This is a genomic window from Micromonospora fiedleri, from assembly GCF_016774385.1.
Taxonomy (GTDB): Bacteria; Actinomycetota; Actinomycetes; order Mycobacteriales; family Micromonosporaceae; genus Micromonospora; species Micromonospora gifhornensis.
The window spans coordinates 58,498-84,141 of record NZ_JAETXL010000006.1; the positions used below are offsets into that span (position 1 = coordinate 58,498).

Annotated in this window: 23 protein-coding genes; 7 read left to right on the forward strand and 16 right to left on the reverse strand. The window is 72.2% G+C overall.

What is annotated here, in order from left to right:
* The first annotated feature begins 48 nt into the window (after nt 1-48).
* Nucleotides 49-540, forward strand: a complete 492-nt coding sequence (gene smpB, locus JMF97_RS17335) for an SsrA-binding protein SmpB (protein ID WP_203222513.1) — start codon at nt 49-51, stop codon at nt 538-540.
* Here smpB and JMF97_RS17340 read toward each other — a convergent pair.
* The 5 genes from JMF97_RS17340 to JMF97_RS17360 form a co-directional block, all read right to left on the reverse strand.
* Nucleotides 526-1,596, reverse strand: coding sequence for a hypothetical protein (locus JMF97_RS17340; RefSeq protein WP_203222514.1), 1,071 nt, complete (start codon nt 1,594-1,596; stop codon nt 526-528). The two genes, smpB and JMF97_RS17340, sit on opposite strands and share 15 nt — an antisense overlap.
* Complete coding sequence (locus JMF97_RS17345; RefSeq protein ID WP_013734288.1) at nt 1,500-2,555, reverse strand: glutamate ABC transporter substrate-binding protein; 1,056 nt, start codon at nt 2,553-2,555, stop codon at nt 1,500-1,502. The genes JMF97_RS17340 and JMF97_RS17345 overlap by 97 nt, the downstream gene beginning before the upstream one ends.
* Nucleotides 2,556-2,719: 164 nt before the next feature.
* Nucleotides 2,720-3,130 carry a type II toxin-antitoxin system Phd/YefM family antitoxin gene (locus tag JMF97_RS17350; protein WP_203222515.1) on the reverse strand — a complete coding sequence of 137 codons (411 nt, stop codon included), beginning with the start codon at nt 3,128-3,130 and terminating at the stop codon, nt 2,720-2,722.
* A gap of 75 nt (nt 3,131-3,205) precedes the next feature.
* Nucleotides 3,206-4,087: an MHYT domain-containing protein gene (locus tag JMF97_RS17355; RefSeq protein WP_203222516.1), complete on the reverse strand. Its 882-nt coding sequence runs from the start codon at nt 4,085-4,087 to the stop codon at nt 3,206-3,208.
* A gap of 169 nt (nt 4,088-4,256) precedes the next feature.
* Nucleotides 4,257-7,034 (reverse strand): DEAD/DEAH box helicase, encoded by a 2,778-nt coding sequence (locus tag JMF97_RS17360; protein WP_203222517.1) that lies wholly within the window; start codon nt 7,032-7,034, stop codon nt 4,257-4,259.
* 86 nt (nt 7,035-7,120) lie between these two features.
* Between JMF97_RS17360 and JMF97_RS17365 the strand changes: the two genes are divergently transcribed.
* Complete coding sequence (locus JMF97_RS17365; RefSeq protein ID WP_412101232.1) at nt 7,121-7,870, forward strand: HAD family hydrolase; 750 nt, start codon at nt 7,121-7,123, stop codon at nt 7,868-7,870.
* A gap of 200 nt (nt 7,871-8,070) precedes the next feature.
* Here the strand turns inward: JMF97_RS17365 and JMF97_RS17370 are convergent, their stop codons facing one another.
* Complete coding sequence (locus JMF97_RS17370) at nt 8,071-9,003, reverse strand: diacylglycerol kinase (protein WP_438803764.1); 933 nt, start codon at nt 9,001-9,003, stop codon at nt 8,071-8,073.
* Nucleotides 9,004-9,501: 498 nt separating this feature from the next.
* Here JMF97_RS17370 and lanKC point away from each other — a divergent pair, with 498 nt between their 5' ends.
* The 4 genes from lanKC to JMF97_RS17390 all read left to right on the forward strand — a co-directional run bounded on the left by lanKC (nt 9,502) and on the right by JMF97_RS17390 (nt 15,784).
* The gene (gene lanKC / locus JMF97_RS17375) at nt 9,502-12,090 is read left to right on the forward strand and encodes a class III lanthionine synthetase LanKC (protein WP_307816962.1); all 2,589 of its coding nucleotides are present in this window, start codon (nt 9,502-9,504) and stop codon (nt 12,088-12,090) included.
* A 6-nt stretch (nt 12,091-12,096) separates the two neighbouring features.
* On the forward strand, nt 12,097-12,216 hold the full coding sequence (locus JMF97_RS17380; RefSeq protein ID WP_013734295.1) for a SapB/AmfS family lanthipeptide: 120 nt from the start codon (nt 12,097-12,099) through the stop codon (nt 12,214-12,216).
* 74 nt (nt 12,217-12,290) lie between these two features.
* On the forward strand, nt 12,291-14,018 hold the full coding sequence (locus tag JMF97_RS17385; protein WP_203222521.1) for an ABC transporter ATP-binding protein: 1,728 nt from the start codon (nt 12,291-12,293) through the stop codon (nt 14,016-14,018).
* The gene (locus JMF97_RS17390; RefSeq protein WP_203222522.1) at nt 14,015-15,784 is read left to right on the forward strand and encodes an ATP-binding cassette domain-containing protein; all 1,770 of its coding nucleotides are present in this window, start codon (nt 14,015-14,017) and stop codon (nt 15,782-15,784) included. The genes JMF97_RS17385 and JMF97_RS17390 overlap by 4 nt, the downstream gene beginning before the upstream one ends.
* Nucleotides 15,785-15,833: 49 nt before the next feature.
* Here JMF97_RS17390 and JMF97_RS17395 read toward each other — a convergent pair whose 3' ends face one another.
* From JMF97_RS17395 to JMF97_RS17430, 8 genes are all read right to left on the reverse strand, one after another.
* Nucleotides 15,834-16,976: a glycoside hydrolase family 25 domain-containing protein gene (locus JMF97_RS17395; RefSeq protein ID WP_203222523.1), complete on the reverse strand. Its 1,143-nt coding sequence runs from the start codon at nt 16,974-16,976 to the stop codon at nt 15,834-15,836.
* A 286-nt stretch (nt 16,977-17,262) separates the two neighbouring features.
* A complete protein-coding gene (locus JMF97_RS17400; protein ID WP_203222524.1) occupies nt 17,263-17,841 on the reverse strand; it encodes a response regulator transcription factor in 579 nt (192 codons plus the stop codon).
* Nucleotides 17,842-17,930: 89 nt separating this feature from the next.
* Nucleotides 17,931-18,536, reverse strand: coding sequence for a response regulator transcription factor (locus JMF97_RS17405; protein ID WP_238359574.1), 606 nt, complete (start codon nt 18,534-18,536; stop codon nt 17,931-17,933).
* Between the two features lie 302 nt (nt 18,537-18,838).
* The gene (gene tatC / locus JMF97_RS17410) at nt 18,839-19,789 is read right to left on the reverse strand and encodes a twin-arginine translocase subunit TatC (RefSeq protein ID WP_203222525.1); all 951 of its coding nucleotides are present in this window, start codon (nt 19,787-19,789) and stop codon (nt 18,839-18,841) included.
* Nucleotides 19,790-19,807: 18 nt separating this feature from the next.
* Nucleotides 19,808-20,095: a Sec-independent protein translocase subunit TatA gene (tatA, locus tag JMF97_RS17415; RefSeq protein WP_013734302.1), complete on the reverse strand. Its 288-nt coding sequence runs from the start codon at nt 20,093-20,095 to the stop codon at nt 19,808-19,810.
* 225 nt (nt 20,096-20,320) lie between these two features.
* Nucleotides 20,321-20,569 carry a hypothetical protein gene (locus tag JMF97_RS17420; RefSeq protein WP_203222526.1) on the reverse strand — a complete coding sequence of 83 codons (249 nt, stop codon included), beginning with the start codon at nt 20,567-20,569 and terminating at the stop codon, nt 20,321-20,323.
* A 9-nt stretch (nt 20,570-20,578) separates the two neighbouring features.
* Complete coding sequence (locus JMF97_RS17425) at nt 20,579-21,583, reverse strand: helix-turn-helix transcriptional regulator (protein WP_126710820.1); 1,005 nt, start codon at nt 21,581-21,583, stop codon at nt 20,579-20,581.
* A complete protein-coding gene (locus tag JMF97_RS17430) occupies nt 21,580-22,626 on the reverse strand; it encodes a helix-turn-helix transcriptional regulator (protein WP_203222527.1) in 1,047 nt (348 codons plus the stop codon). The genes JMF97_RS17425 and JMF97_RS17430 overlap by 4 nt, the downstream gene beginning before the upstream one ends.
* A 222-nt stretch (nt 22,627-22,848) precedes the next feature.
* Between JMF97_RS17430 and JMF97_RS17435 the strand changes: the two genes are divergently transcribed.
* The gene (locus JMF97_RS17435) at nt 22,849-23,946 is read left to right on the forward strand and encodes a DUF3866 family protein (protein ID WP_203222528.1); all 1,098 of its coding nucleotides are present in this window, start codon (nt 22,849-22,851) and stop codon (nt 23,944-23,946) included.
* A gap of 74 nt (nt 23,947-24,020) precedes the next feature.
* Here JMF97_RS17435 and JMF97_RS17440 read toward each other — a convergent pair whose 3' ends face one another.
* Together JMF97_RS17440 and pafA are read right to left on the reverse strand one after the other, a co-directional pair.
* A complete protein-coding gene (locus JMF97_RS17440; protein ID WP_203222529.1) occupies nt 24,021-24,206 on the reverse strand; it encodes a hypothetical protein in 186 nt (61 codons plus the stop codon).
* Between the two features lie 54 nt (nt 24,207-24,260).
* On the reverse strand, nt 24,261-25,619 hold the full coding sequence (pafA, locus tag JMF97_RS17445) for a Pup--protein ligase (RefSeq protein ID WP_013734308.1): 1,359 nt from the start codon (nt 25,617-25,619) through the stop codon (nt 24,261-24,263).
* Nucleotides 25,620-25,644 lie beyond the last annotated feature (25 nt).

Sequence of the window (25,644 nt, forward strand, 5' to 3'; positions counted from 1 at the left end):
GGGCGCGCGGCGACGTCGGTTCCGCCGGCGACGGATATCCTTCGCCGGGTGAGCACCTCCCGCAGTGGCGAGCGGACCTTGGTCGCGTCGAACCGCAAGGCCCGGCACGACTACACCATCCTCAAAACGTACGAGGCCGGGATCGTGCTGGCCGGTACGGAGGTCAAGTCGCTGCGGGCCGGCCGCGTCTCGCTTGTCGACGCCTTCGCGCAGGAACGCGACGGGGAGATCATGCTGTACGGCCTGCACATCGCCGAGTACCGCTACGGCAGTTGGACCAACCACGCTCCCCGCCGGACCCGCAAGCTGCTGCTGCGCCGGGTGGAGATCGGCCGGATCCTGGCGCAGGTCCGGGAGGGCGGGTTCACCCTGGTGCCGCTGTCGATGTACTTCTCCGGCGGCTGGGCCAAGGTCGAACTCGCCGTGGCCAAGGGCCGCAAATCGTACGACAAGCGTCAGGCACTCGCCGCCCGCGACGCGGACCGGGAGATCGCCCGCGAGCTGGGCCGTCGTCTCAAGGGGCGGTCACGGCCCGGCTGACGGCGAGGGCACCGGCAACGGCACCAGACCGCCGCAGCGCGGATCGGGCGGACCCACCGGTCGACGCGGCATGAGCCATTCCAGCGCGGTGTCCTCCACCGGCCATCGGGCCACGGTGACCCGGCTGCTCGGCACCCGGTCGGCGTCCGGGCAGAGCACCTGCGCCCGCACCTCGTCGTTGGGCAGGAAGCGGACCTCGCCGGAGCGGCTCAGCACGATGGTCATCCGGTCGGTCACCGTCACCGCCTCGCCCAGCACCACCTCCTGGGTCTGCGGCTGACCGACCTCGACGGCCACCGCGGGCAGCAACGGGACGCGCAGGAACACCGCTCCCGTCAGCAACGGCAGCAGCCCACCGACCGCGTAGATGACCGCCCGGGTCACGCCCGGGGCCATCCGCGCCGGCACCGGGCCGGTCAACACCAGCGCACCGGCGGGTGGGAGCGCCAGCAGCAGGGCCGTGGCCAGCTCACCGTGCCCGACGGCCGACCGGATGGCCGGTGCGAGCCAGGCGTAGCTGGCCGCCGCCACGACGACCGGCAGGATCAGGCCGGTGGCCAGCAGCAGTCGCGGTCGGTCCGGGTAGCGGCTGCGGGTGTGCAGGGCGACCAGCCAGACCAGCATCATCACCAGCCCGGGCAGGAAGCGCAGCTGCCAGGTGAGGGCGGCCAGCGCCGCCGCCACGACCAGCACCCAACCCGGCGTACGCGCGGCGGCGTACGCCAGCAGCGAGCGCTCCGGGTCGAACCGCTGCGGGGCGCTGACCTGCAACAGTCGACCGAGCACGACCGGCACCAGCACCACCAGCGGTACCGCCCAGACCAGCGCGATGAGCAGTGCGCTGAGCAGCCCGAGCGGGCTGACGTACTGCACCAGCAGCAGCATTGTCGACATGTCCTGTCGACTGAGCCGCCACAACCGCAGCACCAGCAGCAGTACCGGGAAGGCCGGCAGTACGGTCAGCAGCCACTGCTGCGTCTGGCGCGCACCCGGACGGCGGCGGCCGACAGGCCCGGTCGTGGTTGGTTCGGGTGCCGCCAGGCGGACCTCTCCCATGGCCACTGCCGCACCTCCACCTTGTCCGCCGGGCCGGGCGGTGGCTGCTGGTCAACCGCAACCTGCTGCTGGTCGTTGTACTTCTGGGAGTAGCCGAAGTAGCGGTCGAAGGCCGTCCGCCACCGCTTGCCGTTGCGGCCGTTGCGCGCCTCTTCCAGGGAGAGATTGACCAGGTCACGCATGGCCGGGTCGGGGCCGGTGTTGACCCCCCACAGTTCATCACCGTCGGCACCGATGTCGAAGTGACGCAACGGCTTGGGGTTCGTCAGCTTCTTGACCGGCGGTGCCTGCTCGGCGAGGGGCGGAGCCACGAATCCGGCCAGCACCGCCGCGTCGGTGGTGACCGCGTCGATCGTGCCGTCGTACAGCTCCTGGATGCACTGGCTGATCCGGTTGCGGCCGTGGGCCTGCGCACCGGCCGCGGCCAGGTTCTGCTCGGCCGTCGAGGTCGCCAGCGTGCAGACCTTGCGGCCGGCGAGATCGGCGAAGGTGGTCGGTGCCAGCTTGCTGTCGGCGCGGGTGACCACCGACTGCTCGGTCTGCAGATAGGGTGCGGAGAAGACCACGCCCTGGCGTCGGCGATCCTCGGTGATGCTGTACGAGGCGATGACCAGATCGACGGTGACGAAGCGCCCGTCCGGAGTGCGGGCCTGCCGACGGGCCCGGTCCTCGCTCTCGATGGGCAGGAACCGCACCCGTGGCGCGTCGAAGCCGAGATCCTCGGCGATCATGTAGGCGATCTCGATGTCGAAGCCCACGAACGCGCCGTTCTCCAGCAGCTGCGACACGCCCGGCTGATCGTCCTTGACCCCGATCAGCAGTTCCTGCTTGCCGGTGAGCCCGGCTCGTTCCCGCAACTGGTCACGACTGGGCGGGCCGGTCACGCTGACCACCCGCACCACCGTGACCGCGGCCACCACCAGCAGCACGAGCAGCGCGGCGAGGCGCAGCCACCGCATCCGGGGCGTGGGACCGGAGCTCGCGGGCGCGCCGCTCGGTGCTTCGGATCCGCTCATCGTCACCCCCGGCTACGCCCATCGTGAGGGTCTATTGTGGCCGACCAGCACCACCGGGTGACCCACAGTTACCCAAGCGAGATGCGTGTCGAGGCGACGCAGGGCGATCAGCCGTCGAGCAGGTCGGCGTGTCCGGCGCGCAGCCGGGCCAGCTCGGCGTCGCCCGGCGCGGCCCGACGCTCCAGCACGGCCCACACCTCGGCCAGCGCCGCCCGCATCGCGCGCAGCTCGGCGGCGTGTCGGCGACCGGCCTGCTCACGCTGCGCCTCAAGGCGACGGGACCAGCCCGCGGTGACCTCGGCGAGCCGGCCGGCGTCGGCACGAGCCTGCGCGGCGCTGCGGGCAGCATCGGCCGGCACGATCGCAGCGATCGGCCGGGAGTCGCCGTCGCGGGTGACCACGGTGACGGTGTCGGTCAGCTCCGCCATCGCGACGAGCTGACTCAGTCGGGTGCGCGCCTCGCGCAGCGGCAGCGAGCGCGGTGGGGTGTTGCGCGGGGTGAGGGCGGGGACAGCCATGAATACATGATGGGTACCGGGTACGACACTTTCCGCCACCGTCCACGAGGGACCGCGCAGATCGGTGCGCGCGGGTCAGCGCGGCGGACGGTCCCGGCGGGACGGGAACTGGGCACCGGGGCGGGCCAGGGTCGAGCGGGCACGCAACCCGACCGGGTCCGGCGAGTCGGCGCCGACCGGGTCGGCTGCCGGGGCCCGGCGGGCGGCCAGGTAGGCCGCGGCGGCCCGGTCCTCGTCGGTGGGCGCCGCGAGCAGCGCGTAGACCAACCCCACCACGCCGAAGATCACGAGCAGTACGATCGGGATCAGCAGGCTGCCCACCTCCGCGCCGGCGACCTCCCCCCGCCGCTCGTGCAGGTGCACCGACAGGGCGCTCATCCCGGTGAAGTGCATACCGTTGACCGCCACGCCCATCACCAGCGCCGACGCGAAGATCGCCACGCCGCGACGTACCGTCATCGCGAGCCACAGCGCGGCGGTGGCGGCGACCACGGCGATCAGCACGGAGAGCGCGACCCGGGTGGGGTCGTAGCCGAGTTCGCCGTTGAGCCGCATCGCGGCCATGCCGGTGTAGTGCATCGCCGCCACCCCGGCACCGGTGAACAGCCCACCGGCGAGCACCCGTACCGCCGACAGCCGGCCGGTGCCGACGATGGCCAGCCCGATACCCACCGCCACCACCGCGAGCAATGCGCTGACGACGGTGACCGGCACGTCGTACCTGATCCGGGAGCCGCTCACGGCGAAGCCGAGCATCGCCATGAAGTGCATCGTCCAGATGGCGGTGCCGCCGATGGCCCAGGCCGCGAGAGTTCCCCACCAGGCCCGCTGGCCGGCACTCGACGCGGTACGGATCCGGCCCGCACAGATCAGCCCGAGAACGGACCCCAGGACCGACAGCGCGTAGCTGAGGGCGGGTGTGATCCATCCGTACTCAAAGTGATTGATTTCCCCCACGACGGCTCCCCCCAGAGCTTCCACCGGCGCGCGGCTTACGCGCCGGTAGAATGATCAGGGAAGCGTTCACCAGGCACAATAGGATCAGTTGTCGAATGCGAACCGTTGCCGTTCGGTGACATCACCATCCGTCAGCCGGTGTTGACGTAACGTCGAGTGACGAAGCTGGTCAGGCCGGCGCGTGGTAGGCGAGCACACCCCGGTTGACGACACCGATCGCCTGCCGGGCGGTGGCCCGAAGCTCCGCCGAGGCACCGCCGGAGTCGGCGACCTGACCGAGCAGGTCCACCACCTGACGCGCCCAGCGCACGAAGTCACCGGCCGGCATCTCGCCGTCGAGTTCGTGTCCGCTGGCCAGCACCTTCGCCAGCGCCTCGCCCCGGGCCCACCGGTAGATCGGCCAGGCGAAACCCAGATCCGGCTCGCGGGTGACGGTCAGACCACGGGCGGCCTCGTCGGCCTCGATCTCGCTCCACAGCTTCAATGTCGCGTCGACCGCCTCGGCGACCGGACCGCGCGGCAGGGACGCCCGTTCGTCGACGTCACGCCGGGCCTCGAAGACCACCACCGAGACCGCGGCGGCCAGTTCGGCCGGTGACAGCCCGTCCCAGACCCCGCGACGCAGGCACTCCGCCACCAGCAGGTCGGCCTCGGTCCAGATCCGACCCAGCATCCGCCCGGCGTCGGTCACCTCGCCCTCGGCGGTGAGGTAGCCCCGGGCGGTGAGCAGGGCGACGATCCGGTCGAAGGTACGCGCCAGCGACCCCGTCCGACCGGCCACCCGCTCGCGCAACTCCTCGGTGTCGCGCTCCAGCCGGCGACGACGCTCCGCCCAGCGGGCGTGCTCCTCCCGCTCCGGGCAGGCGTGACAGGGGTGCCGCCGCAACTCGGCCCGCAACTGGGTGAGCTGGTGGTCCTCGCCCGACTGCCGGCCCCGGGCGCCTCGACGGCTGTGCCGGTCCAGGCCGGTGCCGCTGACCTGCGCCGCCAGGTCACGACGGGCCGCCGGGTTGCGGGGGTTGAAGTGCTTGGGCACCCGGATGCGGGCCAGCACCTCGGCCGGCGTGGTGAAGTCGCCGGGGCTGATCCGCCCGGCCCAGCGATCCTGGGTCAGCACCAGCGGACGCGGCTCACTGAACCCACCGGCGGCCGGGTCGAGCACCACGGCCAGGCCGGCGCGCCGACCCGACGGCACCCGGATCACGTCACCGACACGCAGCCGCTCCAACGCGGCCACCGCCGCCGCCCGGCGCTGGCTCTGCCCCTGCCGGGCGAGCGCCCGCTCCCGGTCGGCGATGGACACCCGCAGCGCGAAGTACTCGTCGAAGTCACCGTGGTGGCACTCCGCCTCCACGCCGTACGCCTCGATGGTTTCGGTGTTGCGCTGCACCTGCCGGGCCAGGCCGACCACCGAACGGTCCGCCTGGAACTGGGCGAACGAGGACTCCAGCAACGCGCGGGCCGGGTCGGCGCCGACGCTGCCGACCAGGTTGACCGCCATGTTGTACGAGGGCCGGAAGCTGGACCGCAGCGGGTACGTGCGGGTCGACGCCAGACCCGCCACGTGCCGCGGGTCGGTTTCCGGGGACCACACCACGACGGCGTGCCCCTCCACGTCGATGCCGCGCCGCCCGGCCCGCCCGGTGAGCTGGGTGTACTCCCCCGGCGTCAGGTCGACGTGCGCCTCGCCGTTGTACTTGACCAGGCGCTCCAGCACCACGCAGCGGGCCGGCATGTTGATGCCCAGGGCCAGGGTCTCGGTGGCGAACACCGCCTTGACCAGCCCTCGGACGAACAGCTCCTCGACGACCTCCTTGAACGCCGGCAGCATCCCGGCGTGGTGGCTGGCCAGCCCACGCTCCAGGCCGTCGAGCCATTCCCAGTAGCCCAGCACCGACAGGTCCTCACCGGGGATGGCGGTCACCCGGGACTCCACCACCCGACGGATCTCGGCCCGTTCCTCGGGCGAGGTGAGTCGCAGCCCGGCGGCCAGGCACTGCTGCACGGCCGCGTCGCAGCCGGCCCGGCTGAAGATGAACAGGATCGCCGGCAGCAGCCCTTCGCGGTCCAGCCGCTCGACGATGTCCGGCCGCGACGGCCCACGCCAGCGCGGCCCCCGCCGCCCACCCCAGCCGGCGGCGCGCCCCTCGCCCAGGTCGAGACGGCGGACCGTCTCCCGGGTGTAGCGCAGCAACTCCGGATGCACATCGTGCTTACGGGCCGCCGCCGCGTCGTGGAACAGGTCGAACATCCGCTTGCCGACCAGCATGTGCTGCCACAGCGGCACCGGCCGGTGTTCGCTGACCACCACCGTGGTCTCGCCCCGCACGGTGATCAGCCAGTCGGCGAACTCCTCCGCGTTGGACACGGTCGCCGACAGCGACACCAGGGTGACCGAGGCGGGCAGGTGGATGATGACCTCTTCCCACACCCCGCCCCGGAACCGGTCGGCGAGGTAGTGGACCTCGTCCATCACCACGTACGCCAGGCCCTCGAGCGTGGTCGAGCCGGCGTAGAGCATGTTGCGCAGCACCTCGGTGGTCATCACCACCACGGGAGCGTCGCCGTTGATGGCGTTGTCGCCGGTGAGCAGCCCGACCTGCGCGGCGCCGTAGCGGTCGACCAGATCGTGGTACTTCTGGTTGGACAGCGCCTTGATCGGCGTGGTGTAGAAACACTTGCGCCGCGCGCCGTCGGTCGGCGCCGGCTGCCCGGGCGTGCCGCGCAACGCCAGGTGTACGGCGAACTCGCCGACCACGGTCTTACCGGCGCCGGTGGGCGCGCACACCAGCACGCCGCTGCCCCGCTCCAGCGCCTGACACGCCTCACGCTGGAAATCGTCAAGATCGAACCCGATATCGGAGGTGAATTCTTCCAACGCCGGGAACTGTGAGGCCTGGGCGGCCCGGCGGCGCGCCGCGGCGTACCGCTCGGCGGGGCTCGACATGTTCTCAAGATTAGTCCGTACGCCTGACAGGTACCCGGCAAGGCCGACCGGCAGCCGGGTCGGAGGGGGTCGGTAGGGTGCAGCACGTGCCGGATCATGCCGAACCGACCGACTCCGTACGCGACGTCCAGCCGACCCCGTCCCGCCGTCCGGTGGAGGCGGTGCTGCTCGACTTCCACGGCACGCTCGCCCAGGTGGAGGAGCCCCGCGAGTGGGTCCTGGCCGCCGCCGCCACGTGTGGCGTGGATCTTGACCGGGTCCGGGCCACCTCGCTGGCCGACCGGCTGCTCACCGCGGGTCGGGCCGGCGGGCCGCTGCCCGCCCGGGTGCCACCGCAGCTGGCCGAGCTGTGGGCCGACCGGGATCTTTACGAGCATGCCCACCGGGGCGCGTACACCGGGCTGGCCGCCACGGTCGACGCGGGCATCGACGGCTTCGCCGACGCCCTCTACGAGCGGGTGCTGACGCCCGAAGGCTGGGTACCGTACCCGGACACCGCTCCCACCCTGGCGGCCCTGCGGGCGGCCGGCGTACGGGTGGCGGTGGTCAGCAACATCGGCTTCGACATCCGCCCCCACTTCGCCGCCTGGGGTCTCGCCGACCTGGTCGACGCCTTCGTCCTCTCGTACGAGGTGGGTCGCTGCAAGCCGGACCCGGCGATCTTCTGGCGCGCCTGCGGACTGCTCGGCGTCGACCCGGAGCACGCCCTCATGGTCGGCGACACCCCCGCCGACGCAGGAGCCGTGGCAGCCGGCTGCGCCGCGCTGGTACTCCCGGCCGCCGACGTAGGCCGCCCCAACGGCCTAGGCTCCATCCTCCCCCTCACCACCCCCTAAACCCCCACCCTCACCCCGCTGCCCCACCCGCACCCGCACCCGCACCCGCACCCGCACCCGCACCCGCGATCTTGCACTTCTGGTCGCCGACATGGGGCATACGCCCGTTATTCCCCGACCTAAAGTGCAAGATCGGCGAGGCTGTGGGAGCCGCGAGGGGTGGGAGGGCGGGGAGGGCCGAGGGCGCGAGGGTGGGGGGTTTAGCGGAGGAGGTGGAGGGCGGAGGGGGTGGCGGTGATGGTGATCGGGAGGGGGAGGCAGCGTTCGCCGTCGGCGTAGGTGGTGATGTCGGGTGCGGCGATCTCGACGGTGTGCGCTCGGTAGCTGCGGACCAGCGGGTGGTGGATGTGGGTGCCGTGGTAGATGTTCGGCTTCTCGCGGATCAGCATGCGCCGGTTGAACCGCCCGCCCACCACGATGTCGAGCAGTCCGTCGGTCGGGTCGGCGTCCGGGCAGATTCGCATGCCGCCGCCGTAGGACGCGCAGTTGCCGACGGCCACCAGCGCGGCGTCCAACTCGTGGGTTTCCCCGTCGAGGCGCAGCGTGTAGCGGCGCGGGCGCAGCCGGGCCAACTCCACCAGGATCGCCAGGTCGTACCGGCGCGGGCCGCGCGGCCAGCGCATCCGGTTGGCCCGTTCGTTGACGATCGCGTCGAAGCCGGCCGCGAGCACGGCGCCGAACCAACGGTGTTCGCCGGTCGCCGTGGTGATCCGGGCCAGGTCGACGGGGCGGGAACGGCCGTCCCGCAGCGCCGCCGCGATGGTGTCCACGGCCGTCAGTGGATCGGCCGGGAAGCCGGTCTCGACGGCGAAGTCGTTGCCGGTGCCGGCCGGCACCGCGCCGAACGGTACCCGGGTGCCGGCCACCGCCTGCAGGGCCACGTGCACGGTGCCGTCGCCACCCACCGCGACCAGCGCCGCCGCCCCGTCGGCCACCGCCTCGCGGCAGGCCGCCTCGGCCTGGCCACGGGTGTACGCGTCCAGCACCCGCACCGGCCGTCCGCCCGCCGACAGGCGGTCCAGCACCTCGGGTAGCAGTCGCCGGTGCCTTCCTCGACCAGCGGTGGGGTTGGCCAGTACGGCGACCGGCCGATCGACGGCTACGCGGTGATCGCCAGGCGCCACGGCGGCCAGCCGATCGACTACGGGGTGATCGCCAGGCGCCACGGCGGCCAGCCGATCGACTACGGGGTGATCGCCAGGCGCCACGGCGGCCAGCCGATCGGCTGCGGGGTGATCGCCAGGTGTCACAGCGACCGGCCGATCGACGGCTACGCGGTGATCGTCAGGCGTCACGGCGGCCAGCCGATCGACTACGGGGTGATCGCCAGGTGTCACGGCGTACGCCGTATCCGTCCCGGCTGCGGCTGGGCCCTCGCCGTCAGACGCAGGTCAGCGGCGTCTTCGCCGCCGACAGGCACGACCCGGGCTCTCGGTCGCGTCGGCTCGCACCGCGGGCGGTCGTGCCAACCGCCGTCGGCCGGGACCCGCCTGACATTTGTCACGGCCAAGAGTGTGGCACACACCTCACGTCATGACTGATCACACTGGAAGCGCCATAGGCCGAATAGACAAACTCATATCAGCCAGCAAGACCGAGGGCTCAGCCGATCAGCGGAGGGAGTGGTCACGGTGGACGATCGCTACGACAGCTACTGCGCCGCCGACCGGCACTTCTACGACTCGCTGGGCAACGCCGCCGCAGAGCCCACCTTCGCGGCGGCCCGGCGGCCCCTGCCCCACGGCTGGCGCACCGAGCCGCTCGACGACTGGCTGATCTACGCCCCGGACGGCGGCTCGTTGCCGCAGCAGGGCTGGAAGATCCACGTGTCGGCGACCCTGGACAACGCCGAACGGGTGCTGGACGCGATCTGGGACTACTGCGTCCCTCGTGGACTGTCGTTCAAGTTCCTCCGCGGCCCCCGCACCCTGTTGCTGCGCAACTCCAAGTACGCCTCCCGGGCGGCCAGCGGCAAGTTCGTCACCGTCTACCCGCACGACGACGCCGAACTGGAACTGGTCTGCAAGGAACTCGACGAGCTGCTCGCCGGCGAGGCCGGTCCGTACATCCTGAGCGACCTGCGCTACGGCGCAGGCCCGGTGTACGTGCGCTACGGCGGCTTCGCCGCCCGCTACTGCCACTCGGCGGACGGCCAGGTCGTCCCGGCGATCGAGGACGACAACGGCGCCCTGGTGCCCGATCGGCGTGACCCGGTCTTCCACGTACCGTCCTGGGTGACGCTGCCCGACTTCCTCGCACCGCACCTGGCCGCCCGCAACGCCACCAGCACCGACGAGGTGCCGTACCGGATCGAGAAGGTCATCCACTTCTCCAACGGCGGTGGCCTCTACATCGGCCGGGACCTGCGTACCGACACGCAGGTGGTGCTCAAGGAGGCGCGACCGTACGCCGGTCTGGACGCCGACGGCGCCGACGCGGTGGCCCGCCTGAGCCGCGAGGCAGCGGCGCTGCGTCGACTCGCCGACCTCCCGCAGGTGCCCCGGGTGCACGACGAGTTCACCCTCGGCGAGCACCGGTTCCTGGCCCTGGAGTTCATCGAGGGCCGGGCGCTGAACAAGGTGCTCGTCGACAGGTACCCGCTCATCGACGCCGACGCCACCGACGACGACCGTGCCGCCTACACGCGCTGGGCGTTGGACATCCACCGGCAGGTCGAGGAGGTTGTCCGGGCCATCCACGAGCGTGGCCTCGTCTACGGCGATCTGCACCTGTTCAACGTGATGGTCCGCCCGGACGATCGGATCGCCCTGGTCGACTTCGAGGTCGCCGCCCCGATCGACGGGCATCGCCGGCCCGGCCTGCGCAACCAGGGCTTCGCCGCACCCCGCGACCGCACCGGTCCCGCCGTCGACCACTACGCCCTGGCCTGCCTGCGCCTGGCCCTGTTCCTGCCGCTGACCCAACTGTTCCGGCTGGCACCGGCAAAGACCGCACACCTCGCTGACGTGATCGCCGCCCGGTTCCCGGTGCCCGGAGCTCTCCTGGACGCCGCCGTCGAGGAGATCACCGGCGAGAGTCCGGCAGCAGCGGAACACCGAGCCGACCTCACCGTCGACGTCGGGCCGTCGCACCGCGACCGACTTGCCCGGGCGATCCTGGCCAGCGCGACACCGGAGCGCGACGACCGACTCTTCCCCGGCGACATCGAGCAGTTCCGCAGCGGTGGGCTCAACCTCGCCCACGGTGCCGCCGGAGTCCTGTACGCGCTGCACGTCAGCGGCGCCGGACGCCGGCCGGAGCACGAACGCTGGCTGGTACGCCGGGCGACCTCGCCCGGCGCCGGCACCCGCTGCGGTTTCTACGACGGCCTGCACGGTGTCGCGTACGCCCTGGAGCTGCTGGATCGTCGGCAGGACGCCCTCGACGTGCTCGACATCTGCCTACGGCAACCGTGGGACGGGCTGGACCACAGCTTGGCCGGCGGCCTGTCCGGGATTGCGCTCAACCTCGCCGAGCTGGCCGGACGCACCGGCGAGACAGCCCTCCGCGACGCCGCCTGGCGGGCCGCCGAGCGGGTGATCGCGCAACTCGCCGACGCACCGGAGTCGGACGTCAGCGGCGGCCGGCACCCGTACGCGGGACTGCTGCGCGGCCGTACCGGACCGGCCCTGATGCTGGTACGGCTGTACGAGCTGACCGGCGACTCCCAGTTGCTGGAGCACGCCGCCACCGCACTGCGACAGGACCTGCACCGTTGTGTGGTACGCCCCGACGGCGCGCTGGAGGTCAACGAGGGCTGGCGCACCATGCCCTACCTCGGGCAGGGCAGTGTCGGCATCGGACTGGTGCTCGACCAGTACCTGCGGCACCGCGCCGACGAACGGTTCGCCGAGGCGAGCGCCGGTGTCCGTCGGGCCGCCCGGTCCCCGTTCTACGCACAGTCCGGCCTCTTCGCCGGACGGGCGGGCATCGTCGCCTACCTGGCGGCGTACCCGGACGATCCGCAGCTGGCGGCACAGGTGGAACGCCTCGCCTGGCACGCCCTGCCGTACGCCGACGGGATCGCCTTCCCCGGCGAGCAGCTGTTGCGGCTGTCCATGGACCTCGGCACCGGCACCGCCGGCGTCCTGCTGGCACTGGCCGCCGCCCGACCAGACACGGCGGTGACGCTGCCGTTCCTCGCGCCCCTGACGGGCGCCACCGACACCCTCGCCGATGCGAGGGGAACCGACCAACCCGACAAGCACGGGAGGAGGTGACACGACATGGCGCTTCTCGACCTCCAGGGCCTGGAGATGGCCCCCGCCGACCGCACCGGCGGTGGCAGCCGGGCGAGCCTGCTGCTCTGCGGCGACAGCTCGCTGTCCGTCACGACCTGCAACTGACGGGTCGCCACGCGAGGCCCTGGGCGGGGCGATGTACCCGCCCAGGGCCGCACGTCTTTCTCGCGGGAGGTCCGATGCCGACACCGACCGGCCCCGACCGGCTGCTGCGCCGGGTGGTCCGCGACGGCGGCGGTTGGACCGTCCTGCTCACCGTGGTGGCGCTCATCGGCGCCGCCGCCGAACTGGCCCTGCCGGCATCCCTCGGGTTCGCCGTCGACGCCGCCGTCGGCGGTACGGCCTCCTGGTGGCCGGCCGTCGCCTGCGCGCTCGTCGCGATCCTCCTGGCCACCGACATCCTCGGTGACGTCGCCGCCGGCTACGGCGCGGCCCGGGCCACCGCCCTGCTGCGCCGGCGGCTGCTACGCCACCTGTTCGCCTGCGACGTACGCACCGTGCGTCGCTACCCGGTGGGTGACCTGGTCGGCCGGCTCGTCGGTCAGGCCACCGACGCCGGGCAGGCCGGGACCGCCGTGGTGTTCGGTGTCGTCGCGCTGCTGCCCCCGGTGGGCAGCGTCGTGGCGCTCACCCTGATCGAGCCGCTGCTGGGGCTTACCCTCCTCGGCGGGCTGGCGGTGCTCGCGGTGCTCATGCGGGCCTTCGTGACCGATGCCTCCGCCGCCGTGACCGGATACCAGCGCGTGTTGGGCGCCATCGCCGGGCGGCTGCTGGAGGCGCTCGGCGGGGCCCGCACCATCGCCGCCGCAGCCACCGTCGACCAGGAACGCGACCGGGTGCTGAGCGCACTACCGGAACTGCGCGGGTACGGGCTGCTCGGTTGGCGACTACTGGCCCGGGCGAGCGCCCGTACCGCGGCCGTGGGTCCGCTGTTGCAGGCGGCCGTCGTGGCCGTCGGCGGGTACGCGCTCACCGCCGGCTGGCTCACCCCCGGGCAACTGGTCGCCGCGATGCAGTACGCGGCCCTCGGCGCCGGACTGGGCGCGGTCCTGGCCACGCTCAACCGACTGGTACGCGCGAGGGCGGCGGCCAACCGGATCGCCGAGCCCCTGGCCCACCCGACCCGCCGGTACGGCGACGAGCCACTGCCGTCCGGCCAGGGTGAACTGCGGCTGTGCGGGGTCGGCGTGCACGGCGCGGACGGGCGGCCGGTGCTGCGGGGTATCGACCTGCTGGTGCCGTCCGGCGCCACGCTCGCTGTCGTCGGGCGTTCCGGCGTCGGCAAGTCGACCCTGGCCGCCGTGGCGGGCCGACTGCACGACCCGGACGCCGGTGAGGTGCTGCTGGACGGGGTGCCGCTGCACCGGTTGAGCCCGCAAGCGCTGCGCCGGGGCATCGGACAGGCGTTCGACCGTCCGGTCCTGGTCGGCGAGACGGTGCATGACGCGATCGGTCTCGCCCTGCCCGACGAATCGGCCGGCCCGCCCGCCGGTGCCGCCCCGGCGACCGCCGAGGTGCTGGCCGTGGCGCGGGCCGCCCAGGTGGCCGACGTGGTGGCCCGCCTGCCCGACGGGTTCCGCACCCGGCTGACCGACGCGCCGCTGTCCGGCGGCGAGGCACAGCGCCTCGGGTTGGCCCGCGCGTTCCCGGCACAGCGGCTGCTGATCCTCGACGACGCCACGTCCAGCCTGGACACCGCCACCGAGCACCGGATCAGCCGGGCGGTGACCGAGGGGGTCGGCGGTCGTACCCGGCTGGTGGTGACCCATCGTGCGGCGACGGCGGCCACGGCCGACCTGGTCGCCTGGCTCGACGGCGGCCGGGTACGGGCCGTGGGGCCGCACCGCCGGCTGTGGGCCGACCCGGACTACCGCGCGGTCTTCACCCCCGGCGGTGACCTCCGATGACCGGCGTACGCCGCACCACCTTCGCCGCCCTGCGGGACCGCCGCCGCCCGTTGGGGCGGCTGGCCGCCTGGTCGGTGGCCGAGTCACTGCCGGCGCTGCTCAGCGGCCTGATCGTGGCCCGCGCGGTCGACCGGGGCTTCCTGGCTGGCGAGTTCGGCACCGGCCTGGCGTGGTTGGCCGGGCTGGCCGCCGCCGTACTGGTCGGGGCGGTCGCCACCGGGCGGGTGTACCGCAGCCTCGGTGCCGTGGTGGAGCCGTACCGCGACGAGTTGGCCGCCCGGGTGGTCGACGGTGCGCTGCGCGAGGCCACCCGGCCCGGTGGTCGCCCGGACAGCGCCGCCGTGGCCCGACTGACCCAGCAGGTGGAGGTGGTCCGGGACACCTTCGGTGGGCTGCTGCTGGTGGTGCGCGGTTTCCTGTTCACCGCCGGTGCGGCACTGCTCGGCCTGCTTGCCCTGTCGCCGCCGCTGGCCGCGGCGGTGGCCGCGCCGCTGGTGCTCGGGCTGGCCGTGTTCGCGGCGGCGCTGCCGTCGATGGTCGCCCACCAGCGGGCCCAGGTGGCGGCCGGTGAGGAACTCGGCCGGTCGGCGGCCGCCGCGCTGACCGGGCACCGTGACGTGACCGCCTGCGGTGGGCAGGAGCGGGTCGTGGCCGCGGTCGACCGGCGGGTCGTGGCACAGGCCGACGCCGAACGGACGCTGGCCCGGATGGCGGCGCTGCGCAGCCTCAGCCTCGGGTTGGGCGGCTGGCTGCCGGTGGTGGTTCTGCTGCTGGCCGCGCCGTGGCTGGTGGGGCGCGGCCTCAGCACGGGCGCGGTGCTGGGCGCGCTGGTCTACGTCACCACCGGCCTGCAACCCGCCCTGCACGCCCTGGTGCAGGGCGTGGGCGGTGGCGGCCTGCGCTACGCCGTCACCCTCGACCGGATCCTGCGCAGCTGCCCGCCGACCGACCCGAGCGCCGCCGCGCCCCCGGGTCGAAACGCCGGCCCGGCAGACACCGGCACGGTGGGCGGCGGCGTGGTGCCGGCGGTACGGGTCCGCGGGCTGACCTTCCGGTACGGCCCGCACGCCCGGCCGGTCCTCGCCGACTTCACCCTGACCGTGGCCGACGGTGAACACCTGGCCGTGGTCGGGCCGAGCGGTGCCGGCAAGTCCACCCTGGCCGCGCTTATCTCCGGGCTGGTGCCGCCGGAAGCCGGCAGCGTGCACCTGGCCGACACGCCGGTCGCCGCCGTCGCGCCGGAGACACTGGCCCGGCTGCGGGTGCTGGTGCCGCAGGAGGCGTACGTCCGCTCCGGCACCCTCGCCGACAACCTGCGGTACCTGCGCCCGGACGCCGACCAGGCGACCGTGGCGGCCGCCGTGGACGCGCTCGGGGCCGGGCCGCTGGTCGAGCGCCTCGGCGGCCTGGCAGCCGAGGTCGAGCCCGGCCGTCTCTCGGCCGGGGAACGGCAGCTCATCGCCGCGGTCCGGGCCTACCTCGCCCCGGCACCGCTGGTCATCCTCGACGAGGCGACGTGCCACCTCGACCCGACGCTGGAGGCCACGGTGGAAGACGCGTTCGCCCGCCGCCCCGGCACCCTGGTGGTGATCGCACACCGGATCAGTTCGGCGATCCGCGCCCGTCGGGTGCTGGTGTTCGACGACGACCGGCCACTGGCCGGGAGCCACGAGGAACTGTTGCGCCGCTCCCCCACCTACCGGGAACTGGTCGGCCACTGGCAGGAACTGACGATCCCGGTCCACCGGCCGCTCACCCGGACATGACCGCCGACCGCCCGTCGCCCCGGCAGGCTGGCGGCCCGGCAGGCTGGTGTCAGCTGGGGAGCCGGAACAGCACCATGCTCACCCTGGTCAGGTCGCCGTAGGAGACCCGACGGGTGGTGTCGCCGTCGCCGGCCCGCACGGCCACCTGGAGCCGGATCTCGGTCCCGGACGGCAACTCCACGTTGATGTTGGGAGTGTTCACCACGAAGATGCCGCCAGCGGTGTCCGGGTTGAACGAGACGAGTTCCTGGGTCAGCAACGGGGTCTCGGAGGCGGGATGGCCCGGCTCGGTGTACTCCGCCCGTACCCGGACCAGGTCGTCGAGTTGGAGCCCGCGCAGGTCGACGGTGGCCTGGACGGCGGTGAGCCCGTCGGCCGGCAGCGTCCAGTGGTAGGTGCCGCTTTCCCAGCGGATGGCGTGGAAGGTGTCGTCGGTGTCCAGCGTCTGGTCCCGGTACGGCACGGTGAGGAAGCTGGCGATCACGTCGTCTTCTCCTTCCGACGCTTGCGCGCCGATCATTTCCGCGAAATCCGCTTCGGTGCCACGGAACGCGTCGGCATCGCAGGTGTGCTGTCGACCGATGATGGCCGAATCGGTGAACTGCCAGATGCGCGGCATCAATTCCGGCCGCCCGTAACGGATCCAGCCCGGCCCCGAATCGCCACCGGCGCGGGCGTACGCGGCCTTGAAGTCCTCCGCCACCTGATAGGGGTAGTTGGCGTTCCACCGTGGATAGCTGCCCAACTCGTTCGAGCCGTACTGGCCCCGTGAGGCGTACATGACGACCCGGCGGTCGGTGCGTGCGCTCAACTCCCGGGCGACCGCGACACCGACCGTCGACGGCACGTCGTCCGTCGGCCAGCGTTCCAGGTCGATCTGCCAGAAGAACCGGTCGTAGTCGCGCCACCAGGGGGTGTGTTCGTCGGCGTAGTCGATGGCCGTGGTGGCCTGCTTCTCGGCGGTGATTTGGGAGTGCACCACGACGTACATGCCGAGGAAGGGAATGCCGGCGTCCTTTGCCGCGGTGAGCATGACGCCGTAGTACTGGCTGTGGAAGGTGCCGGCGGCGGACTGCTCCGTGCCCTTGTACGTCATGAAGGAGATTCCCGCCGCGCGGGCATCGCGGATGCGGCCGGTCGTCAAACCCCGACCGACGTCGTAGTCGCTCGCATCCCAGCCGTAAAGCGTCACCTGAGGCACCTCTCGACCTGAGTCTCGAACGGTTCGGGAAATGGTGGACATGCCTTTGGCGACACACCTGCCGAAGCGGCGCAAAACCATGGTGGCAACCTTTGGGAATTGCAGCCCGGACCCAGCCGGAAGGGAGGTGCTCCCTTTTGCGCGAATCCGCTCATCGAGGCTGGCCTACACGGCCGATGCTACCCCTTCAATCGGCGAGGAAAATGATCCATCCACAGGAATATTTCCGCAAAACAATTTCATCAACGGCGGCCGGTCCACCGAGGATTCCGGGCGGTCAGATCCAGCCCGCCTCGTGGGCCACCCGGACCGCTTCCACCCTGGTGCGGGCACCGACCTTGCGGGTGATCCGACCGAGATGATTGCGTACCGTGCCCGGCGCGAGGCCGAGCGCCTGGGCGACCTCCGCGACCGGAGCGCCCGCTGCGGTCAGATCGAGGATCTGGGTCTCCCGGGAGGTGAGCGGACTCCCCCGGGTCAATGCCGCCATCACCAGGTCGACATCGATCACCGACTCCCCTCGGGAGAGCCGCCGGACCCCGTCCAGCACCCGGTGCGGAGCGACGTCCCTGCCGAGGATGCCGAGGGGACGCCCCGGCACCAGCACCCGGTGCAGGCGGCGTGCCCGGCGTTGGTCGACGAGCACCAGCAACGGACACCACCCTGCGACGTTGGCCGTGCCGACCAGGTCGAGGTCGATGACCGCCACATCGGGACGCCGGGCCCTGATCAGCCGAGCCAGGCCGTCCCCCCGGTCCACCTCCGCCACCACGCTGATGTCCGCCTCGGCGGTGAGCACGAGGGAGAGCGCGCCACGGACCAGAGCACCGTCGAGGGCAAGCAGGGTACGGATCACGGTGGACCTTCCCGGAGATCGCCAGGCGGATCACGAACCGTCAGCATTCAAACACGTACCGGCCAGTACCGGGCGACGGCGTCTCGGGCCTAGATCCAGCCGTGGCGGCGGGCCTGCCATACCGCCTCCATCCGGTTGCGGGCACCTGTCTTGCGCATCACCGCCGACAGATGATTGCGCACCGTGCCGTGCGCCAGGAACAGCCGGCGGGCGATCTCCTTGAGCGGCAACCCTTCGGCGGCGACCCGCAGCACCTCCGCCTCCCGACGGGTCAGCGGGCTGCCGGGGGGCAGCAGCGCGGTCACGGCGACCTCCGCGTCGATCACCCGTCCGCCCGTCGCCACCTCCCGTACCGCCCCGACCAACGCCTCCACCGGCGCGTCCATGCCGATCAGCCCGCGCGCGCCGGCTGCCAGCAGATCCCCGACCACCGCCGGGCTCCACTGCCGGCCCATCGCCAGCACCGCGGCGTCAGGTGCGACACCCGCGATCTCGGCGACCACCTCGACCGACGGCGCGACCTCCGATGCCAGGTCCACCAGTACGACGTCGGGGCGGTGCCGTCGCAGCACGGCGGACAGGTCCAACGCCCGGGCCACCTGGGCCACCACCTCGATCTCATCCTCGCTCGACAGCGCGACGCAGAGCGCGCTGCGCAGCAGACTCATCTCCTCGGCGACGACGACGCGAATCAATGCCTGACTCCGATCGGGAAACGCACCCGCCACCCTCGGAGTCCCGCTGATGGGACTCCCATGGGCGGCACAGCGGTAGGCCGGATTCTTCGCAGGACGACCTTCCTCGTCGAAGTGCGACAACACATCGTTAAGGCGTCATTACCCGCCTGTTGCGCCGAGTAGGCCCGATGACGGATTACCGACTCCATCGCTGACAGTCAGCACGCCATGCGCTAGGAGCCCGTCGTGGCGGAGTGCTGCCACAGACAGGGCGACCCGCCCGCTGCATCACTCGCGCGGACGGGCCACCTCGACGACCGTCAGGTCACGTCGTCGTAGCGCCGCTCGATCGGCTTGGGCGCGGCGACCGGCTCCGGTGGCTCGATCGGGCTGACCGCCTCCACCGGCTGTCCCGCCGCCACCTGCTCGCGGTCGACCTCCAGCGGGGAGGCCTCGTCGTCGCCGATGCCGGCGTAGACCTCCTTGCCGCGGCCCTTGCGCCGGTCGTTGAGGAACGCCACCCCGACCGCAATGAAGTAGAGCAGGCTGAGACAGAGCGCCAGCAGCGTCATCCCGAACGGACCCGGGTCGGGCGTGGCCACCGCCGCGAACGCGAAGCAGATGAAGACCACCACCCGCCACCAGCTCAGCAGCCGCTTGGCGCTCACCACCCCGGTGAAGTTGAGCATCAGCAGGGTGAGCGGGAACTCGAAGGCCACCCCGAACAGCAGGATCATGGTGGTGACGAAGCTGATGTAGCGGGTCACCTCGAGCTGCTGATCGGTGCCGGTGACACCGGCCTCCATCAGGAACGCCAGGCCCTTGTCGACCACGAAGTAGGCGAGCACCGCGCCGGCAGCGAACAGCGGCGCCGCGATCGTGACGAAGACGTACGCCCACTTGCGCTCGTGCCGGTGCAGGCCGGGCGCGATGAACGCCCACAGCTGGAACAACCAGACCGGGGCACCGACGATGAGCCCGATCCAGAGCGCCAGCTTGAGCTTGAGGATGAAGCCGTCGGCGGGCGCGAGCATCAGGAACTGTTGACACTCGCCGTCGACAGTCATGCCGGGCAGCCGGCAGTACGGCTGGGCCAGCAGGTCGAAGGCCGGCTGAGCGAGCAGGTAACCGACGATCAGCCCGACCACGATCGCCAGCGACGCCCGGAACAGTCGGGTACGCAGCTCGCGGAAGTGCTCGACGAGCGTCATCGAGCCGTCGGCGGCCCGTTCGAACTGGCTCGGGCCACGCTTACGCAGGGCGAAGGCCACGGTGGTCGGGCCCGTCGCTCAGTTGTCGCGGACGCGCTGCACCGGGTCGACGACCGGCTGCTGCACCGTGCCCTGGTACGGCTGCTGCTGCGGGGGCTGCGGCGGAAGCGGCTGGTAGCCGGCCTGAGCGTCGGCCTTGCCGGCCAGGTCGCGGTCGTCGTCGTCAGCCAGGCTCTTGGTCTCGGCCTTGATGATGCGCAGCGAGCGGCCCAGGGAACGCGCCGCGTCCGGAAGCCGCTTCGCGCCGAAGAGCAGGATCATCACGACCACGAGTACGGCGATGTGCCAGGGCCTGAGGGCACCCATGTGAAGCTCCAGTCGCTTGTGTCAACGGGGGTGGTTCCGCAGCCCATCGTACGTGCGACACGGGCTGTTGCCACCCACCGGGGCGGTGGTGGATCCGTTCCGGCGGGTGAAGTCTCAGCCACCCGCAAGTGTCTCGTCAACTAGTTGACTCCGATCTTCGCACCGGAAAGCCGGTCCCGCTGCGCTGACGATCGGCGTGGCGGCCCACATCCACAGCACCCCAGCTCAGTCGCCTCGGCGGGCCCTGATCACGGCGAGGCGACGCTGGGTCGTCTCCAGCCGCCCCTGCACTCCTTCGGCCCGCTGCTGGAGGCTCTCCGCGGCCACCCGCAACGCCGTCGCCTCGTCGGCCCGCCGTTGCAGGCGCACCGCGGCCCGACGCAGCTGCGGCAACCGGGCGAGCAGCGGACGGACCGCCAGCGCGAGGACGACCAACGGCACCAGCACCAGCGCGAGCACGATCCACTTCAGCACGGCGTCAGCCTACTGCCTGGGCACTGTCGCCGCCGGGTCCGCGCCGGGCAGCACCGGCGTCGCGTACGCCTCCAGGGCCGCCACCGCCGTGTCCCGGACCTGCTCGGCCAGCTCCGCCGGAGCCAGCACGGTGACCTCCGAACCCAGGCCCAGCACGAACCGCCGGGCCCAGCCGAGGTCGGTGACCCGCAACGAGACCACCCACCGCTCGCCGTCGGACTCCACCCGCTCGCACGGGTAGTACTCGGTGATCCACCGCTCGCCCCGACCGATCCGCAACGTGATCAACGGCAGATCCGGCGAGGGGCGGAACACGCCCTCGCTGAGATCCTGGGGGCGGGCCTGCGGCGGCACCACGGCCGGCTCGTCCAACTCGGTGACCGCGTCGATGCGGTCGGCCCGGAACAGCCGTACCGCCTCGGCCCGCCGACACCACGCCTCGACGTACGCCCGACCACCGGCCATCAGCATCCGCAGCGGGTCGATCACCCGCTCGGTGGTCTCGTCGCGCGCCCGCGTGTAGTAGGTGATGCGCAACGCGCGCCCACCCTCCACCGCGGCCCGCAACTGCTCGACCCGGCGAGCGTCACCGGGCAACCGCACCTCGACCGGCGCCGCCACCAGGTCACCGCCGGCATCCTCGATCTTCGCGAGGGCCCGCTCGACGGCCTCCCGGTTGGCCACCCCGGGGGTCTCGGCCAGCATCCGCAGCGCGACGACCAGGGCGAGCGCCTCGTCCGGGGTGAGCCGCAGCGGCCGGTCGATACCCGCGTCGTAGGTGATGGTCACCCGGTCGCCGTCGAAGGCCATGTCGATGAGGTCGCCCGGACCGTAACCCGGCAGACCGCAGACCCAGAGCAGCTCCAGGTCCTCCCGCAACTGCCGCTCGGTCACCCCGAGATCGCCGGCCGCCTCGGCGATCTCGATGCCGGGCCGGGCGAGCAGGTACGGCACCAGGTTGAGCAGCCGCGCCAACCGGTCGGCCGAGGTCCGCGTGCCAGCCTTCGCGCTCACCGATCAAACCTTCCGTTCGCGACTGCGGGGCTCGCAAGCTCACTCCTCGCGCGTACCGGGACGACGGGCGGGAGGTCGTGGTGGGCGGCGATCTCCTTGAGGCGCTGGATGACCGCGTCGCGCACCTCCGGTGGGTCCAGCACCCGCACCTCGGGTCCGTAGCCGACCAGGTGACCGGCGATCAGGTCCACGTCGGTGTACGGCAGGACCAGGCGGTCCGCCTCCGGCCCCAGAGTCGCCTCGACAGCCACCCGACGCAGCCCGGCGGCCCGCCCGGGGGTCACCAGCACGGTGGCCCGTCCGGCGTGTTCGGTCGGGCCGGACCAGCGGGCCACGTGGCTGATCAGGTCGACACCGACGGGCGGCTGATAGGCGCCTGCGGTACCCGTGGCGCGCACCTGGCCGACCACCCGGGACAGCCGGAAACAGCGGGTGGCGTCACGATCCAGGTCGTGGCCGACCACGTACCAGCGTCCCCGCCAGCAGACCACGCCCCACGGCTGGAGTCGACGGTGATCGGGTGCGTCCCGGTCCGGTACCCGGTAGTCGAAGCGGACCTCGCGCCGGTCCCGGGCGGCGGCGGTCAGCGGCGCGAACGCCGGATCGACGTTGACCATCGGTTCGAGCCCGAGGGTGGCATGGGGGTCCACGTCGACGCCGGCCGCGCGTAGCTTCGCCAGGCCGGACGACGCGGCGGCCGCCAGCCCCGCGTGCTGCCACAGCCGGGCGGCGATGCCCACCGCGGCGGCCTCGTCGGGTTTGAGCGGAATCTCCGGGAGGGCGTACTCCCTGCGGGCGATCCGATATCCCGGCTCCGTGTCGAAGGCGCTCGCCGTGCCGGTCTCCAGCGGTACGCCCAACTCCCGCAGCTCGGCCTTGTCCCGCTCGAACTTGCGCTGGAACGCCTCGTGCTCACGGGCATCGTCCGGATCGTGCTCGTAACCGGGCACGGTCGCGGCGATCTGCGCGGCGGTCAGGAACCGCCGCGTAGACAGCAGACAGATCACCAGGTTGACCAGGCGTTCGGTGCGGCTGCGCGACACCCCGTAGACGCTAGCAGCCAACCCGCCCCACCCATGCACCCCCGCCGACACCTGAACCCCCTCCCTCATCCAACCCCGCCGATCTTGCACTTTCCGTCGCCAACTCACCCCTTTTGACAGGTTATGCCCCGACCAGAAGTACAAGATCGCGGGGGCGGTGGGCGGGCGTGGTGGGGGTGGGGTGGCGGAGGGGTGGGGTGGGGGTGGGTTAGCGTGCGGGGCATGGTGCGGTGGCGGGTGGGGACGGTGGCGGGGATACGGCGGCGGTGGGCGGGGGCCGTGGAGCTGGATGTCACGCTCGTCGACGGGACGTCGATGCGGGCGTTGGCGTACCCGGAGCTGGTGGGTGTGCCGGAGGTGGGCGACCGGGTGCTGCTCAACGCCGGGGCGCTGCTGATGGGGTTGGGCACCGGCGGGTACGCCCTGGTCGTGGCGGTGCCGGACCGGCTGCCGCCGGATCCGCCGCAGGCGGTCGACAGTCGCGACGCCGGCCATCTGGTGAAGGCCCGGTACACCCCGCTGCAACCGATCCTGCTCGGCGTCGACGAGGAGGCGTCACCGCATCACGAGGTGCTGGCCACCGCCGAGGATCTGGGCGGCCTACCGGTGGTGACCGCCGACCTGCACTCGGCGCTGCCGGCCATCCTCGCCGGCATCCGCGCCGACGCCCCGCAGGCCCGGGTGGCGTACCTGCTCACCGACGGCGGAGCGCTGCCCGCCTGGTTCTCCCGGACGCTGTCCGCCCTGCGCGACGAGTTGGTCGGCACGATCAGCGTCGGGCAGGCGTTCGGCGGTGACCTGGAAGCCTCTACCCTGCACAGCGGCCTGCTCGCCGCCCGGCACGTGCTGCACGCCGACGTGGCGGTGGTGGCGCAGGGCCCGGGCAACCTGGGCACCGGTACCCGGTGGGGCTTCTCCGGCGTGGCGGTGGGCGAGGCGGTCAACGCGGTCGCCACGCTGGGCGGCCGGCCGGTCGGCTCGCTGCGCATCTCCGACGCCGACCCACGGCCGAGGCACCGTGGCGTGTCGCATCACAGCCTGACCGCGTACGGCCGGGTGGCGCTGGCCCGCGCGGAGCTGGTGGTCCCCGACGGTCTGGACCCGGCGCTGGCCGCCGAGGTCGACGCCGCGCTGGCGCCGCTCGCCGACCGGCACACCGTGCTGCGGGTGGACACCGCCGGGCTGGACGCCGCGCTACGGCGCAGTCCGGTGCCGCTGTCGACGATGGGCCGCGGGCTCGACGCCGATCACGCCTACTTCCTGGCCGCCGCCGCAGCCGGTCGGCACGCCGCCCGCCTGTTCGGCCCTGGAGCGGCCTGAGCCGACCGGGCGTACGTGTTAACAGGGGGCCCCTGCTCTACCGCAGGCGTTAACAAGGGGCCCTTCCTTACACCTCAGGCGAGGATGATCAAGGCGAGCCAGGCGCCGACGATCAGTGCCAGCGCGGCCGCCAGCACCCAGGTCGGGACGGTGTACTCGCCTCGGCGATTGCGCTCGATCTCGGCGCGGACCTTGTCGCGACGGCGTTCGAGCCAGCTCTGCCGCTGGGCGCCCTGGGTGGGAGGTTCGGAAGGAAACATGGTCCGGCCAGCCTACCCGGGCCCGTCCGCGGTGGACGGGCCCGGTGCAGCCGGTCACATGCTGGCGATCAGCCGTTCGACCCGCTCGTCGTACGCCCGGAACGGGTCCTTGCAGAGCACGGTGCGTTGCGCCTGGTCGTTGAGCTTCAGGTGCACCCAGTCGACGGTGAAGTCCCGCCGCTTCTCCTGGGCGTGCCGGATGAACTCCCCGCGCAGCCGGGCCCGGGTGGTCTGGGGCGGCGTCTCCTTCGCCTCGAAGATCTCCGGGTCGGTGGCCACCCGGTCCACGTCGCCGCGCCGCTCCATCAGGGCGTAGAGGCCCCGACCCCGACGCAGGTCGTGGTAGGCGAGATCCATCTGCGCCACCCGGGCGTGCGACAGCGGCAGGTCGTGCTTGCGCTGGTAGCGCTCGATCAGCCGCAGCTTGGTCACCCAGTCGATCTCCCGGGAGACCGGTTCCAGGTCGCCGGTCTCCACCGCCCGCAGCACCCGGCCCCACAGCTCGACCACCCGCTTGGCGGTCTGGTCGCCGCCCCGGCGCTCGACGAACTCGGTCGCCTTGGCCAGGTATTCCTGCTGGATCTCCAGGGCGCTGATCTCCTTGCCCGAGGCCAGCCGCACCTTCCGCCGGCCGGTGATGTCGTGCGACACCTCCCGGATGGCCCGGATCGGGTTCTCCAGGGTGAGGTCGCGCATCACCACCCCGGCCTCGATCATCCGCAGCACGATGTCGGCGCTGCCGACCTTCAGCAGCGTGGTGACCTCGTTCATGTTGGAGTCGCCGACGATGACGTGCAGCCGGCGGTACCGCTCGGCGTCGGCGTGCGGCTCGTCGCGGGTGTTGATGATCGGACGGCTGCGGGTGGTGGCCGAGGAGACCCCCTCCCAGATGTGCTCGGCGCGCTGCGACAGGCAGTACACCGCACCGCGTGGAGTTTGCAGCACCTTGCCCGCGCCACAGATCAACTGCCGGGTGACCAGGAACGGGATCAACACGTCGGCCAGCCGGCCGAACTCCCCGTGCCGGGAGACCAGGTAGTTCTCGTGGCAGCCGTACGAGTTGCCGGCCGAGTCGGTGTTGTTCTTGAACAGGTAGATCTCGCCCGCGATGCCCTCGTCGTGCAGCCGCTTCTCCGCGTCGATGAGCAGCCCTTCCAGGATGCGCTCACCGGCCCGGTCGTGGGCCACCAGGTCGATCACCGAGTCGCATTCCGGGGTGGCGTACTCCGGGTGCGAGCCGACGTCCAGGTAGAGCCGAGCGCCGTTACGCAGGAAGACGTTGCTCGACCGGCCCCAGGACACGACCCGGCGGAAGAGGTACCGGGCAACCTCGTCGGGGGACAGCCTGCGCTGTCCACGGTAGGTGCAGGTGACGCCGTACTCGGTCTCCAGACCGAAGATTCGCCGTTCCATGATGAGACATTAGCCGTACGGAGCC

Coding starts and splice junctions, on each gene's coding strand:
- JMF97_RS17440 (WP_203222529.1), bottom strand. CDS start 24,206: ATGTTTCCTTCCGAACCTCCCACCCAGGGCGCCCAGCGGCAGAGCTGG.
- tatA (WP_013734302.1), bottom strand. CDS start 20,095: ATGGGTGCCCTCAGGCCCTGGCACATCGCCGTACTCGTGGTCGTGATG.
- JMF97_RS17385 (WP_203222521.1), top strand. CDS start 12,291: ATGCCGACACCGACCGGCCCCGACCGGCTGCTGCGCCGGGTGGTCCGC.
- JMF97_RS17380 (WP_013734295.1), top strand. CDS start 12,097: ATGGCGCTTCTCGACCTCCAGGGCCTGGAGATGGCCCCCGCCGACCGC.
- JMF97_RS17345 (WP_013734288.1), bottom strand. CDS start 2,555: ATGCGGTGGCTGCGCCTCGCCGCGCTGCTCGTGCTGCTGGTGGTGGCC.
- JMF97_RS17390 (WP_203222522.1), top strand. CDS start 14,015: ATGACCGGCGTACGCCGCACCACCTTCGCCGCCCTGCGGGACCGCCGC.
- JMF97_RS17360 (WP_203222517.1), bottom strand. CDS start 7,034: ATGTCGAGCCCCGCCGAGCGGTACGCCGCGGCGCGCCGCCGGGCCGCC.
- JMF97_RS17435 (WP_203222528.1), top strand. CDS start 22,849: ATGGTGCGGTGGCGGGTGGGGACGGTGGCGGGGATACGGCGGCGGTGG.
- pafA (WP_013734308.1), bottom strand. CDS start 25,619: ATGGAACGGCGAATCTTCGGTCTGGAGACCGAGTACGGCGTCACCTGC.
- JMF97_RS17340 (WP_203222514.1), bottom strand. CDS start 1,596: ATGGGAGAGGTCCGCCTGGCGGCACCCGAACCAACCACGACCGGGCCT.
- JMF97_RS17350 (WP_203222515.1), bottom strand. CDS start 3,130: ATGGCTGTCCCCGCCCTCACCCCGCGCAACACCCCACCGCGCTCGCTG.